Source organism: Martinezella dioscoreae (assembly GCF_009176305.1).
Lineage (GTDB): Bacteria > Pseudomonadota > Alphaproteobacteria > Rhizobiales > Rhizobiaceae > Rhizobium > Rhizobium dioscoreae.
Genome location: NZ_BLAJ01000016.1, coordinates 44,736 through 59,341, shown reverse-complemented (window position 1 = coordinate 59,341; position 14,606 = coordinate 44,736). Strand labels below are relative to the sequence as shown.

The following is a 14,606-nucleotide window of genomic DNA, read 5'->3' as shown; positions in this document are numbered from 1 at the left end:
GGAAAACGCGCCGGAAGCAGCGGGAAAATTAGCGATTCCATAACCTTCCTTCCTTCAAAGTGGCAGAAGGAATCCGAATTTCAAGGGGTTTTCCACTGAACGAATTATTGATCATCGCCGACTCCAGGTTGATGGCGGAACGCAACCGCTGGCTAGATGCGCTTGGTCAGGAGCGGCGGCTCGCCGCCCACACGCTGAATGCCTATGAACGAGATACGCGGCAATTCTTGACCTTCCTCACCGGCCATCTCGGCGGTCCGGCAACGATCGAGGATATTCATGCGCTCCGTCCCGCCGACTTTCGTGCATTCCTTGCCGCCCGCCGCAAGGACGGCGCGGGCGCACGTTCGCTCGGCCGCAATCTTGCCGGGCTTCGCTCGCTGTTGCGCTATCTTGAGAAGAAGGGCCTTGTGAATGCCGCGGGTGCCGCTGCGGTCCGCTCGCCGAAACAGCCGAAATCGCTGCCGAAGCCCCTTTCCGACAAGCAGGCGATCACCGTCGTCAGTGACGAGGCGCAGCTGCACGAAGAACCATGGATCGCTGCGCGCGATGCCGCCGTGCTGACCCTGCTCTATGGCTGCGGTCTGCGCATTTCCGAAGCGCTGGATCTGAAACCGCAGGACTTTCCATCAGGAGCGACATCGCTGCGCATCACCGGCAAGGGCAACAAGACGCGACTGGTGCCGTTGCTTCCGATTGTTATCGAAGCGATCGATCAATATCGCAAGCTCTGCCCTTATCATCTCGAAACTGATGGCGCCCTCTTTCGTGGCGCGCGTGGCGGCAAGCTGCAGCCGGGCATCATCCAGCACGGCATGCAGAAACTGCGCGGCGCCTTCGGGCTGCCGGACACGGCAACACCGCACGCGCTTCGCCATTCCTTTGCCACTCACCTCCTGGCTGGCGGCGGCGATCTCAGAACCATCCAGGAACTGCTCGGCCACGCCAGCCTCTCGACGACGCAGGTCTATACCGGTGTCGACTCCTCGCGCCTGCTCGAGGTCTACGACCGCGCCCATCCCCGCGCGTAAGGCCGTCCACGCGCATAAGAAAAGATTAACCTCTCGCGTTAAGGGAATTTCCGCCTCCCTCGCGTAAAGCAGAACCATGTCCCGGCATGCCCTCCGAAAGCCGCTTTCCGGCATTAGCGGTCATGCTCTCTGCGAATGGAAGATTCTGATGATTTCTACCCTCGGGTCCAAGACGATGCGGTCGATGAAGCCGACGCTTGGCGATATGCTTCTCTGGCTTGCAACCGCCTTTCCGCTGATGCTTGCGGTGCTGTTGGTCGCGACTATACTGACGCTGCAGCCGGCTCATGCAGAAGGCGCTGTGTCGGACAGCTGCGGCGGCAAGGATCTGATGGCCGAACTTCAAAAGAACGATCCGGCGAAATACGCCTCCATCATCGCCGCCGGCGACAAGGTGGAAAACGGCAAGGGCATCTTCTGGAAGATCGAAAAGCCCGGCCTGAAGCCGTCCTGGCTGCTGGGCTCCATGCATGTTTCGGATTCGCGCGTGCTCACCATGCCGAGGGGCGCTGCAGACGCCGTTGCATCAGCCGATACAATCGTTGTCGAATCGGATGAAATTCTCGACGACAAGAAGGCCGCCGCTGCCCTCTTCGCCAATCCTTCACTCACCATGCTCACCGACGGCTCGACCATCAGCCAGCATCTGTCGCCCGAAGACAGTGCCCGGCTGGAAGCGGGCCTGAAAGCGCGCGGCATTGCGCTCGCCGCGGTTTCCCGCATGCAGCCCTGGCTGATCTCGAGCTCCTTCGAGATGACGGGCTGCGAGGTTCGCCGCAAGACGGCCGGTGCGAAATTCCTCGACCAGAAGCTGGCGGGCGATGCCGCGGCCGAGGGCAAGAAGGTCGTTGGCCTCGAAACGCTGGCAGAGCAGGCCAAAGCCATGAGCGATCTGCCGATCGCGCTTCATCTGAAATCGCTGATGCAGACGCTCGAACTGGGCGACAAGATCAACGACGTCAATGAAACGATGACAGGCCTCTATCTCGCCGGCAATATCGGCGCGATGATCCCGATGCTGAAAGTGATCGAACCGGACCAGAAGATCACCGATGCCGATACCGCCGCCTTCGAACAGCGCATCATCCTCGACCGCAACAAGGTCATGGCCGAGCGCGCCGCGCCGGTTCTCGACAAAGGCAATGCCTTCATCGCCGTTGGTGCGCTTCACCTCGTCGGCGATCAGGGTCTCGTGTCGCTGCTACGCAAGCAGGGCTTTACTGTCACGGCGGTAAACTGACCGCTCGCAACCGCTTGCCAAGATCGGCAAGCATCGTCGCGACGATCAGCCGGTGGAATGGCGTGATGATGGCGAGATAGATCCGACCCAGCAATATGTTCCGCCGGACGAGCGTCGTGGCATCGACTAGCCGACACCCCTGGTCGTCATCACGCACGTCGATAACGACCCGAAAATCGAGATGCCGATCGTCGAACCCGAGCACGACCTGATTGTCGGACTTGCTGACGACGGGAAAGAAGCCGATCTTTTCCAGCTCCTGTGCCCGAAGGTCGCTGCTGGATTTCAAGCCGAACAAACTGGTTATCGCATCGCGCACTCGTATCAGCAGCCGCGCCCAAAGCGGAAAGCGGCTGAGCATCGCTCGGGCGGCGGCAATGGCCGTCAGATCCGAGTTCGGGATACTCAGTTCGTAGCAGTCAGCCCAATCGGCATCCGGCAGCGCTGGATGCGGCATTAGGGGCTTCACCATCAAAGGCCTTGCAGACATGATTTCATCCGCCTTTATTCGACGGCTGCAGACTACCACACATTGCAATGCTACCCGACCAACAAAAGCCGGCTGCGGCAATTTGGCCGGCAGATAATGGCCTAACGCACGGCCGATCCATCCGCCGGCAATATCTTCAGCCGCCAGGAGGCATCAGGCTTCAGATAGGTTGTTGCGATGGCGCGGACATCCTCGGCGGTCACGGCTTCGTAGCCGCTGATACTCTTGCGAATACGGTCGAGACGCCGAGGATCTCTCTGAGCATCGCGAAGATTCTGAACCCAATAGCCGTTGGTCTGTTGCGAGCGCTTCACCGCTTCGATGATCGGAACCTTGGCCCGCGTCAGCTCATCGGGCGAAACATCTCCCTGACCGAGATCGGCGGCGATCTTATTCACCAGCTCAAAGAAGTGATCCACCTTGGCGGGTGTGGTTTCGACATAGAGATAGGCAAAACCATAGCCGGGGATCGACCTCGACAGATCGACCTCGCCCTGAGGGCTGTAGGTGGCGCCCTCGGCGATACGGAACTGGTCGATTAGGCGGTTCTGCAGGATCGCCCCGGCGACATTGGCAGCGGCAGCACGCGGCAGATCCGAAAGGAAATCGCCGATCGGCATGGCGACGGCTGCACCGGCGCTGTCGCTGCGCCCATCGTGAAGGCGCACGACCGGATCGGTCGTCGGTGCCGGAAAATGCACGCCGGAACCGTCGCTCTGTTTCCCTTCGTCGCCGCGAACCGGCAAGGCGCCGAAGGTCTGCGCGGTCAAGCGAATGACGTCGTCGGCCTCGACATCGCCGGCGATGATGACCTCGATCGGCCCCTTCGAAAGAGCGGGCTGCAGGAGGCCCTCGAAATCTTCCGGCTTCGCATCCATCAACTGCGTCCGGTCCGGAAATGCCCAGCGCGGATCGCCAGAATGCAGGAGGCCCGAAAGGTCGCGGCCGACCACGCTGCCTGGCGTCGCCTGAAGCTGGGGAAGCATGTTCAGATAGGCTTGCTGGACTCGCTTGAAAACATCCGGACGATAGGCCGCATCGGAGACGTAAGCCGTCAGCAGCTGCAATTGCGTTTGCAGATCGCGCGGCTGCGTCGTACCTTCGAATTTGAAAGCGGCATCCTGAATGGCGAAATCAATGCTCACGACCTTCGCGGCAAAAGCCTTCTGCATGTCGTCATAGCCAATGGCTTTCAGGCCGGATAGCGGCAGAGCCGGCGCCGCCCAAATCGGCAGCGGGCGGTCGTTCGGCAGGTCCAACCGGCCACGGCCGACCTCAGCCCGCACCAAAACCTCGTCAGCGCGATATTTCGTCGGCTTAACGGTCAGGCGGACGCCATTGGCGAAACGCACCATCGTAACGCCGAGATCATCGACCGTACGGCGTTCGACGATATCGCCGGGCTTGCCGAAATCGGTGTAGGGCCATGCGACCGAAGCCGTCTGTTCCGGCGCCTTTACCGCCACGGCGCGAGATTCGGCATAGGCTTTCTCCACAGCGGCATCGCCGCCCTCGAGCATTTGCGGGATTTGCAGCACCAGCTGCGGACCATTGCCGGTAAAGACGCGCTGAAGAACCTGGTTGACCTCTTCCGCCCGCAGGTCTTTCATCGCGGCATCAAACAGCGCCAGATCGTCCGCAGGCGAGGTGAAAACCATGTTTTCACCGACGCTCCAGTTGAGCGAACCGGCAATATCCGGGCTCGTGCGCGTCGCGGCACCGCTCGCGACTGCCTGGAGGGTGGAGCGATATTCGGCGATTTCCCTGTCGATCTCGCTCTGGTTGGCACCGAACTGCGCAATGCGGCGCTGCTCCTGATCGATAGCGGCCAGGGCAGCCTGCCACTTCGCGGGATCGCTATCGGCGGAAACCATCGCCACATGGGCCGATTTCAGCAGATCCTGCGCACCGGCCTGCGCGCTGACGAAGGGCGGATTGGGCTGCTGTGCCAAAACTGACAGGCGCCGGTTGAGAACGGCGAGGCCGATATCCTCCACCAGCTGCGAGCGGCGCTTGGCAGCCGTATCCGGCGATGCGTCGTAGGCCCGTGTCCAGGCAAGCTGCACGCGGGTCGCGCCACCCGGCACGATGACCGTCCCGACGCGCTCTCCATGGCTTTGGAGAGTGCCGAGATCAGGGTCTGCGGGTGCAGGTGCGGCGGGGACCCAATTGCCGAAGCGGTTACGGATATCGGCTTCGATGGCGGCCGCATCGATATCGCCGACGACAATTAGGGTGGCGCGATCGGGGCGATAATAGCTGCGGTAGAAATCCCGCAGCAGATCGACCGGAGCGTTGCTGATAATATCGGTCTTGCCGATGGGCGGACGCTGCGGCACACGCTGCCCTGGCAGCAGCTGCGCAAGCAAACCGGTCCCGCCACGGTATTGCGGCGTGTCGCGCAGCTTCTCTTCCGAAAGGATGACGCCGCGCTCGCGGTCGAAGGCGCCGGCATCGAGCGTCAGTTCGCTCGCCGTCTCGCGCATCAGCATCAGGCCGGTCGAAACCGTCTCCGGATTGGCTTCCGGCAGATCCAGCGCATAAACAGTTTCGCCATAGCTCGTCGACGCATTGGTATCCGCGCCGAAGGCAAGACCGAGACGCTGAAGGGTGCGCACCATTTCGCCTTCCGGCACATGGGTCGAGCCCTTGAAGGCCATATGCTCGAGGAAGTGCGCCAGACCCTGCTGGTCGTCGCGCTCCTGCAACGAGCCGGCACCGATGCGGAAGCGGATCGCCACCTGGCCGGCGGGTGTCGCATTGTGCATGACGGCATAGCGCATGCCGTTCGGCAAAGTCCCAAAGCGAATCCCCTGCTCCGCCGGCAGATCGCTTGCCGCCTGAGGCCAGCTGGCGACAGGCGTTTCCGCATAGGCGGGAGCCGCAACGGTAACGAGGAGTGCGAGCGCTGTCGCAACGAAAAGTTTCAGGGATAGGCGGCCGGCTGGGTTTTGACGTGACATGCTTGCTTTGTTGGTGAGAACGTTTGGATGATGCGATGCACGGGAGCCCGTACATCGCATCATCAGGCAAGCATTGCAATCCCGGCGCTTGTCACGCCGGGACGGTCCAATCTTACATATGGATCGGCTTGAAGAAGGTCGCGAGCGCGGCTTCCTTGACAGCTTCCGACATTGTGGGATGCGCGTGGCAGGTGCGGCCGAGATCCTCCGACGAGCCGCCGAATTCCATCAGCACGGCGATCTCGTGGATCATCTCGCCGGCGCCGAAGCCGACGATATGGCCGCCGAGCACGCGATCGGTTTCCTTGTCGGCGAGGATCTTGACGAAACCGTCCGTCGCCAGCATGGCGCGGGCGCGGCCGTTGGCGGAGAACGGGAACTTGCCGACCTTGTAGGCGATGCCTGCAGCCTTCAGCTCTTCCTCGGTCTTGCCGACGGAGGCGACTTCCGGCTGCGTATAGACGACGCTCGGGATGACGTCGTAGTTCACATGGCCGGCCTGGCCAGCGAGGATTTCCGCAAGCGCCACGCCCTCATCTTCCGCCTTGTGGGCGAGCATCGGACCCTTTACGACGTCGCCGATAGCATAGATGCCGGCGACGTTGGTCTTGAAGTGACCGTCGATCTCGACGCGGCCGCGATTATCGAGCGCCACGCCTGCTTCTTCGAGGCCGAGGCCTGCCGTGTAGGGCTTGCGGCCGGTGGCGACGAGAACGACATCGGCATCGAGCACGACCTTGTCGCCGCCCTTGACCGGCTCGAAGGTGACCTTCGCGCCATTGCCGGTTTTTTCCACGCCGACGACCTTGGCGCCGAGATGGAACTCAAGACCCTGCTTGGCAAGCATGCGCTGGAACTGCTTGGAGACTTCGCCGTCCATGCCGCCGAGGATGGTGTCGAGATATTCGACGACGGTGACCTTGGCGCCGAGGCGCGACCAGACCGAGCCGAGCTCGAGGCCGATGACGCCGCCGCCGACCACGATCATCTTGCCCGGCACCTTGTCGAGCGCGATGCCACCGGTCGAGGAGATGATGACCTTCTCGTCGATCTCAAGCGGAACGCCCGGAATGCCGGCAACGTCGGAGCCGGTGGCGATGACGATATTCTTGCCTTCGATCTCGGTCACCTTGCCGTCTTCGGCCGTGACGGAAACCTTGCCGGCCGAAACGATCTTGCCGGTGCCCTGGAAGGCATCGATCTTGTTCTTCTTGAAGAGGAAGGCGACGCCGTCGACGTTCGACTTAACCGTTGCATCCTTGTGCGCCAGCATCTTTTCAAGATTGAGCTTCGGAGCGGCGACTTCGACGCCGAGGGTATCCATGCCATGGCCGGCATGATGGAACACTTCGGAAGCGTGCAGCAGCGCCTTGGACGGGATGCAGCCGACATTGAGGCAGGTGCCGCCATAGGTCGCGCGCTTTTCGACGACCGCGACCTTCAGGCCGAGCTGCGCTGCCTTGACTGCGCAGACATAGCCGCCGGGGCCGGTTCCGATAATGATCACATCGTAGGACATGTTTTAATTTCCTTGTTTGTATCTTTGTTAGTCAGTCGCCCGTGCCAAGGCGAGGCGGATGCCGAAGCCGACAAGCGCCGCTCCGGTGATGCGGTTGAACCATTTGCCTGAGGCGATGAAACGATCGCGCACCGGCTTGACGGTGAAGAAGGTGGAAACGCCGGCAAACCAGGCAACGAGCGCTGCCGCCATGCCGATGCCGTAGCTGAACTGGATGAGCGCCGGCGTATCGTGATGGACGAGCGTCGAAAACAGCGACAGGAAGAACAGCACCGGCTTCGGGTTCAACGCATTGGTGATGAAGCCCGTGGCCAGGCAGCGCCAGACGGAAACCGGCTTGCAATCTTCCTCGGTGATCTCGACATCCTTCACCTGAAAGCCGGATTGGCGGAAGGACTTGAAGCCGAGATAGACGAGATAGGCCACGCCTGCCCATTTGATCAGGCTGAACAGCATTAGCGACTGCGACACGATCAGGCCCAGGCCGAGAATGGTGTAGCTGATGTGGAAGAGCAGCGAGAAGCCCATGCCAAGGCCCGTCATCATGGCCGCGCGGCGGCCATGCACGATGCTCTGGCGCAGGATCACGGCAAAATCGGCGCCCGGAATAACGATGAAGATCGAGAACACCGCCATCAGGCCGAGGAATTCGAGAATATATGGCATCTATCGTCCCTTTCCGATCAGCGACCGCCGCTCACGTCGAGCACGGCACCGGTTATATAGGATGCATGCGGGCTCAGCAGGTAGAGGATGGCATCCGCGACCTCATCAGCCGTTCCCGAGCGCTTCATCGGCAATTGCGGCGCGATATCGCGCGCCCGATCCGGCAGTCCGGCGGCCGCGTGGATATCGGTATCGATGATGCCGGGCCGCACCGCATTCACCCGAATGCCTTCCGCCGCCACCTCGCGTGCAAGCCCGACAGTGAACGTATCGATCGCGCCCTTGGAAGCGGCATAGTCGACATATTGCCCGCCACCGCCAAGCGTCGCCGCCATGGAGGAGACGTTGACGATCACTCCGCCCTTGCCGCCATGCCGGGTCGACATGCGGCGCACGGCTTCGGCCGCCGCCAGCATCGAACCGGTGACATTGATGCGAAACATGCGGTCGATCCGCTCCGGCGTCATTTCATCCAGGCGCTGGATGACATCGACGATGCCGGCATTGTTGACGAGCCCGTCGATGCGGCCGAAATGCGCGTCGACCTTGGCGAAGATGGCTTTGATATCCTCGGGCTTGCCGACATCGCCGGCAACTGCGGTCGCCTGGCCGCCGGCGTCAACGATCGTCCCCACCACAGCCTCGGCCGCATCCTTGTTGGATGCATAATTGACCGCAACGGCCCAGCCATGCTGAGCGGCTGCCAGACAAACCGCGGCACCGATGCCGCGGCTGCCGCCGGTCACGAGAAGAACAGGTGCATCGTCGGTCATTGATTGCATCCTTTCAGACTAAGGACATCCCACGGCGCGATAGTTGCCTTACCCTTGCCCCAGAGGGACGACTTCTGGATCGAGGGGCCGAGCGCCGGCAGGAACAGCCGATCCGCCGCGCTCTCGCCTTCTCCCGGCAATGCGCGGATATGGCCTTTCAGATCCGAGGCATAGACCATGCCCTGCCACACGGTGCAGGCCCTGAGGTCGGCTCCCGTTACATCCCCTTCAGGACATTCGAACATGATCCGCCCATCGGCGCGCAGATGGTCGTCTGTGCGCATCACGATCCCATCGGCCACGATATTGGTGTTGCGCACTGCGAGCTTGAATCTGTTGCTGACGGATGATTCCGAGCCCATGGGCTCGAAGCGCAGCTCATAGGCATTGTCCATATCGACATAGACAGCCTTTTCCTGCACGCATTCTTCCGCATAGGCAGGCACGGGATTGACCGCGCAGGCCAGCATTATCCAAGGCATCGAGGCCAGTCGGTTCATCGTGGTTGCGATCGGCATCATCATTGCCCTCCCGGCTCGCGCCGGCCGTCGGCATTTTCCATGACGCCGAAATCGGTGAACAGAACCAGCGGCCTGCCAGCGGCATCCAGCCCCCAGAACACCGGATAGAAGCCATCACCCCAGCCGCTCGAAAAAACGGCGACATTCCCGCGTTTGCCCGATACGGGCCGATGCAGGGCATAGTCGTCGTTATTCGGCTGCAGCTCGGACGCCAGAACGTCATCATAGTAGTTGATATCCGAGGACGCCTTCTCTTCCTGGACCTGCTTTTCGCGCTCCTGGATCAGCGCATAAGTCTCGGCATCCATGTAGCAACCGAAGCCGGCATCGACGGGATAACCGAAGAACTCATCATTCTTCAGCGAATTGATATCCTGACCGGGGACCACCGCCAATTCCCAGCGCACCGGCTTGCCCTCGGCAAAACGCATGCTGGCGGCAGCGATACGGCCGAAGGCTTGATACAAGGTAACGGGATAATCGCCGGGAGAAACAGTGCGGGTAAATGCCGCTCGGTCAGGCCCGACGAGCGGGTCGCTGGCGACGATGCGCCCGGAGGTCAGTTCCACCTTGCCGATGCGCAGTATGTTGATCGAGCGGGCGGCAAGATCGGCGTCGCCAAGCGACGCCAGATCGAGATTGCTGCTGAGCTTGGAAATGTCGAACTCCGCCGCGCCGGCGGAGGATGGCACCCATGCGGCGACGGCGCATAGCAATCCGCGCAGCGTCCGCATGGGCCATGTCGACATGATCCAACGCTCCCCTTAGAGATCGAGAACGAGACGTTCCGGATCTTCCAGGCTTTCCTTGACGCGTACGAGGAAGGTAACCGCTTCCTTGCCGTCGACGATGCGGTGATCGTAGGAGAGCGCCAGATACATCATCGGACGGATGACGACCTGGCCGCCGATGGCGACCGGACGCTCCTGGATCTTGTGCATGCCGAGAATGCCCGACTGCGGCGCATTGAGGATCGGCGATGACATCAGCGAACCATAGACGCCGCCATTGGTAATGGTGAAGGTGCCGCCCTGCATGTCGGCCATCGCCAGCGTACCATCGCGAGCGGCCTTCGCCAGACGGCCAAGCTCCTTCTCGACTTCCGCGATCGACATCTGATCTGCATCGCGGATGACGGGAACGACAAGACCCTTGTCGGTGCCGACGGCCATGCCGACGTGGCAGTAGTTCTTGTAGATGATGTCGGTGCCGTCGATCTCGGCGTTGACAGCAGGCAGTTCCTTCAGCGCATGCGTGACGGCCTTGGTGAAGAAGCCCATGAAGCCGAGCTTCACGCCATGCTTCTTCTCGAAGATGTCCTTGTACTTGTTGCGCAGGTCCATGACGGCCTTCATGTCCACCTCGTTGTAGGTGGTAAGCATGGCAGCGGTATTCTGCGCATCCTTGAGGCGCTTGGCGATCGTCTGACGCAGGCGCGTCATCTTCACGCGCTCTTCGCGGTTGACGTCCTCGACAGCGGTCGGCGCGCGGGCGGCAACAGGTGCTGCCGGTGCGGCGGCGGGAGCCGATGCAGCCTTGGCAACGGCAGCGATCACGTCACCCTTCAGGACCTGGCCGCGCTTGCCGCTGCCTTCGACCTGATCGGCGGAAAGGTTGTGTTCGGCAAGCAGCTTGCCGGCAGCAGGCGCCGGCGGCATGGAGGAAGCCGGAGCGGAAACGGCGGGAGCGGCAACCGGTGCAGCGGCGGCGGGTGCCGGAGCAGCAGCAGCGGCAGCCTGTGCCGGAGCGGCAGCAGCGCCGTTGCCGGCGGAGATCTGGCCGAGCAGCGCACCGAGACCCACGGTTTCGCCGGCCTGGGCAACGATTTCGGAAAGCGTGCCGGCAGCAGGCGCCGGAACTTCGATCGTCACCTTGTCGGTTTCAAGTTCGAGAAGCGGCTCATCGGCCTTGATGGCATCGCCGACCTTCTTGAACCAGGTACCGACGGTCGCTTCGCTGACGGATTCGCCGAGGGTAGGAACGCGGATTTCAGTGGCCATTGTTCAAATCCTGATTTTTCGTCTTTATGAGTTGGATGGAATTCCGGCGACAGAGGACCGGAGAATGAGTGAGGGCATCGGCGAGATTTCGATACGGAAACCGAGCCCGGCGAGTAGGACGGGATCGGCATCGCCAAGCGACTTGGCCGCATCGGCATTCTCGACGTCGACGACAGCCACGCCGAAAGCACCATCGGCCGCGAAGACCGGGCCGACGACAATTGCCGTCCCGGCATTCGCATGTTCTCGCCAATAGGCGGCGTGTTGCTGCATGGCGGCCATCTCCTCCTCCGTGGCGTCATGCGGGAAGCTGGGGCGCGGCGGCACAAGTTTCAGATGAAAATAGGCCATCGCGCAACCCCTCAACCGCCAAGCGCGTCCTCAAGGAACGCCGCAAGCTGCGACAGATGCTTGGACATCAGGCCCGTCGCCGGAGAGGCGGCGGCCGGACGGCCGGTGTAGCGAACGCGCTGGTACTTCGCATCGATATGGGCAAGCACCCATTCCAGATACGGATCGATGAAGGACCATGCGCCCATGTTCTTCGGCTCTTCCTGGCACCAGACCATTTCCGCATTGCGGAAGCGGCTGAGCTCGTTGATGAGCGCCTTGGCCGGGAACGGATAGAGCTGTTCGATGCGCAGCAGGTAGATATCGTCGATGCCGCGCTTCTCACGCTCTTCCAGCAGATCGTAATAGACCTTGCCCGAGCAGATGACGACGCGACGGATCTTGTTGTCCTTCTGCAGCTTGATCGGGCTGTCCTTGATCAGCTCCGCATCATCCCAGAGCAGGCGATGGAAGGAGCTTTCGCCGGCCATCTCCGCAAGGGTCGATACGGCGCGCTTGTGGCGCAGCAGCGACTTCGGCGTCATCAGGATCAGCGGCTTGCGGAAGTCGCGCTTCAGCTGACGGCGCAGAATGTGGAAGTAGTTCGCCGGCGTTGTGACGTTGGCGACCTGCATGTTGTCTTCGGCGCAGAGCTGCAGATAGCGTTCCAGGCGAGCCGAGGAGTGTTCCGGACCCTGGCCTTCATAGCCATGCGGCAGCAGGCAGACCAGACCCGACATGCGCAGCCACTTGCGTTCACCCGACGAGATGAACTGGTCGAACACGACCTGCGCACCATTGGCGAAGTCGCCGAACTGGGCTTCCCAGAGGGTCAGCGCGTTCGGACGGGCAAGCGAGTAGCCGTATTCGAAGCCGAGAACCGCCTCTTCCGAGAGCATCGAGTTGATGACTTCGTAGCGGGCCTGGGTCGGCGAGAGATTGGCGAGCGGAATGTAGCGCTCTTCGGTCTCCTGATCGTAGAGAACCGAGTGGCGCTGCGAGAAGGTGCCGCGTTCGCAGTCCTGACCGGACAGGCGGATCTTGTGGCCTTCGACGACGAGAGAACCGAAGGCCAGAGCCTCCGCCATCGCCCAATCGATGCCCTCGCCGGTCTGCACCATGTTAGCGCGGTTTTCCATGAAGCGCTGGATGGTGCGGTGCGCATGGAAGCCGGCCGGGATTTCCGACAGCTTGCGGCCGATTTCCTTCAGCGACTTCATCGGCACGGCGGTCTTGCCGCGGCGCTGCTCGTCGGCATTGTCGGCCGTGTGCAGGCCGGACCACTCGCCATCGAGCCAGTCGGCCTTGTTCGGCTTGTAGGACTGGCCGGCCTCGAACTCCTGCTCGAGATGGGCGCGCCAGTCGGCCTTCATCTTCTCGACTTCGCCTTCGGTCAGCACGCCTTCGCTGATCAGCCGCTGCGAATAGATCTGCAGTACCGTCTTGTGGGCGCGGATGACCTTGTACATGTTCGGCTGCGTGAAGGACGGCTCATCGCCTTCATTGTGGCCGTAACGGCGGTAGCAGAACAGGTCGACCACGACCGGCTTGTGGAACTTCATGCGGAATTCGGTCGCGATCTTGGCGGCATAAACAACCGCTTCCGGGTCGTCGCCGTTGACGTGGAAGATCGGTGCCTCGATCATCTTGGCGACGTCGGACGGATAGGGCGATGAGCGCGAGAAGGCCGGATTGGTGGTGAAACCGATCTGGTTGTTGATGATGACGTGCATCGTGCCGGCAACGCGGTGGCCGCGCAGACCGGAGAGACCGAGGATTTCGGCAACGACGCCCTGGCCGGCGAAAGCCGCGTCACCATGGATGAGCAGCGGCACGACCTTGGCGCGCTCGGACAGCGGGATGATATCGCCGTCCCATTGGGTGGCGCCCATATCCTGCTTGGCGCGGGCCTTGCCCATGACCACGGGATTGACGATTTCGAGGTGCGACGGGTTTGCCGTCAGCGACACGTGCACCTTGGCGCCGTCGAAATCACGGTCCGAGGAGGCCCCGAGATGGTACTTCACGTCACCCGAGCCTTCGACTTCGTCCGGCGCGTAGGAGCCGCCCTTGAACTCGTGGAAGATGGCGCGATGCGGCTTGCCCATGACCTGGGAGAGCACGTTCAAACGGCCGCGATGGGCCATGCCGAACACGGCTTCGCGAAGACCGAGCTGGCTGCCGCTCTTGAGGATCTGTTCGAGCGCCGGGATCAGCGACTCACCGCCGTCGAGGCCGAAGCGCTTGGTACCCTTGAATTTGACGTCGAGGAACTGCTCATAGCCCTCGGCTTCGATAATCTTCTGAAGGATGGCCTTCTTGCGCTCGGGATTGAAGGCGATGCCCTTGTCCGGACCTTCGATGCGCTCCTGAATCCAGGCCTTTTCCTCCGGATTGGAGATGTGCATGAATTCGACGCCGAGGGTGGAGCAGTAGGTGCGCTCAAGGATCTCGATCATCTCGCGAATGGTCGCGAATTCGAGGCCGAGCACGTTGTCGATGAAGATCTTACGGTCGAGGTCGGCCTCGGTGAAGCCGTAAGCTTCCGGCGACAGTTCCTTGTAGTCTTCGACCGGGGCCGCAATGCCGAGCGGATCGAGCTTGGCATGCAGATGACCGCGCATGCGATAGGCGCGGATCATCATGATGGCGCGGACGGAATCGCGCGTCGCCTGCAGGACGTCGGTCGCGCTCGCCGGCGCTCCGGCGGTTTCGGCCTTGGCCTTCAGCTTGGTTTCGATGACCTTTTCGACAACGCCCCAGTCGCCATCGAGCGCGGAGACGAGATCGCCCTTTGCCGGGATCGGCCAGTTCTTGCGCTGCCAGGAAGCGCCCTTGGCCGCCTTCTTCACATCGTCGGGACTATCCTCGAGCGCCTTGAAGAACGACCGCCACTCGTCGGAGACCGATGAAGGATTGTCCTCGTAGCGCGCGTAGAGCTGCTCGATATAGGCAGCATTGGCGCCATCCAGGAACGAGGTGATCTGAAATTGCTCGTTGGCTTCTTGCCTTGCCATGGTGAATCTGCGGGCGCTCTCGCCCGTCTCCCAACTTGTTTGCATTGCCGGTTTTC

At 61.8% G+C, this 14,606-nt stretch carries 12 protein-coding genes; 2 read left to right on the top strand and 10 right to left on the bottom strand.

The window, feature by feature from the left end:
• Window positions 1-95 precede the first annotated feature (95 nt).
• Entirely contained in the window at window positions 96-1,031 is a 936-nt protein-coding gene (locus GDN47_RS29410; RefSeq protein ID WP_113354440.1) for a tyrosine recombinase XerC, read from the top strand.
• A gap of 148 nt (window positions 1,032-1,179) precedes the next feature.
• Window positions 1,180-2,271, top strand: a complete 1,092-nt coding sequence (locus GDN47_RS29405) for a TraB/GumN family protein (protein WP_145636110.1) — start codon at window positions 1,180-1,182, stop codon at window positions 2,269-2,271.
• Here GDN47_RS29405 and GDN47_RS29400 read toward each other — a convergent pair.
• The 10 genes from GDN47_RS29400 to GDN47_RS29355 form a co-directional block, all read right to left on the bottom strand.
• Complete coding sequence (locus GDN47_RS29400; protein ID WP_173002600.1) at window positions 2,255-2,761, bottom strand: DUF2867 domain-containing protein; 507 nt, start codon at window positions 2,759-2,761, stop codon at window positions 2,255-2,257. The two genes, GDN47_RS29405 and GDN47_RS29400, sit on opposite strands and share 17 nt — an antisense overlap.
• Before the next feature lie 101 nt (window positions 2,762-2,862).
• A complete protein-coding gene (locus GDN47_RS29395) occupies window positions 2,863-5,724 on the bottom strand; it encodes a M16 family metallopeptidase (protein ID WP_152094810.1) in 2,862 nt (953 codons plus the stop codon).
• Window positions 5,725-5,836: 112 nt separating this feature from the next.
• Window positions 5,837-7,243, bottom strand: coding sequence for a dihydrolipoyl dehydrogenase (gene lpdA / locus GDN47_RS29390; protein WP_145636105.1), 1,407 nt, complete (start codon window positions 7,241-7,243; stop codon window positions 5,837-5,839).
• A gap of 27 nt (window positions 7,244-7,270) precedes the next feature.
• Window positions 7,271-7,909 (bottom strand): LysE family translocator, encoded by a 639-nt coding sequence (locus GDN47_RS29385; protein WP_145636103.1) that lies wholly within the window; start codon window positions 7,907-7,909, stop codon window positions 7,271-7,273.
• A 17-nt stretch (window positions 7,910-7,926) separates the two neighbouring features.
• Window positions 7,927-8,682 (bottom strand): SDR family oxidoreductase, encoded by a 756-nt coding sequence (locus tag GDN47_RS29380; RefSeq protein WP_145636101.1) that lies wholly within the window; start codon window positions 8,680-8,682, stop codon window positions 7,927-7,929.
• The gene (locus GDN47_RS29375; RefSeq protein WP_233790188.1) at window positions 8,679-9,206 is read right to left on the bottom strand and encodes a hypothetical protein; all 528 of its coding nucleotides are present in this window, start codon (window positions 9,204-9,206) and stop codon (window positions 8,679-8,681) included. Before GDN47_RS29375 ends, GDN47_RS29380 begins: the two co-directional genes overlap by 4 nt.
• The gene (locus tag GDN47_RS29370; RefSeq protein ID WP_145636099.1) at window positions 9,203-9,952 is read right to left on the bottom strand and encodes a DUF4241 domain-containing protein; all 750 of its coding nucleotides are present in this window, start codon (window positions 9,950-9,952) and stop codon (window positions 9,203-9,205) included. Before GDN47_RS29370 ends, GDN47_RS29375 begins: the two co-directional genes overlap by 4 nt.
• A gap of 15 nt (window positions 9,953-9,967) precedes the next feature.
• Window positions 9,968-11,203 (bottom strand): 2-oxoglutarate dehydrogenase complex dihydrolipoyllysine-residue succinyltransferase, encoded by a 1,236-nt coding sequence (gene odhB, locus GDN47_RS29365; protein ID WP_152094809.1) that lies wholly within the window; start codon window positions 11,201-11,203, stop codon window positions 9,968-9,970.
• Between the two features lie 24 nt (window positions 11,204-11,227).
• The gene (locus GDN47_RS29360) at window positions 11,228-11,554 is read right to left on the bottom strand and encodes a YciI family protein (RefSeq protein WP_113330699.1); all 327 of its coding nucleotides are present in this window, start codon (window positions 11,552-11,554) and stop codon (window positions 11,228-11,230) included.
• Between the two features lie 11 nt (window positions 11,555-11,565).
• Window positions 11,566-14,550: a 2-oxoglutarate dehydrogenase E1 component gene (locus GDN47_RS29355; RefSeq protein ID WP_145636094.1), complete on the bottom strand. Its 2,985-nt coding sequence runs from the start codon at window positions 14,548-14,550 to the stop codon at window positions 11,566-11,568.
• Window positions 14,551-14,606: the final 56 nt, after the last annotated feature.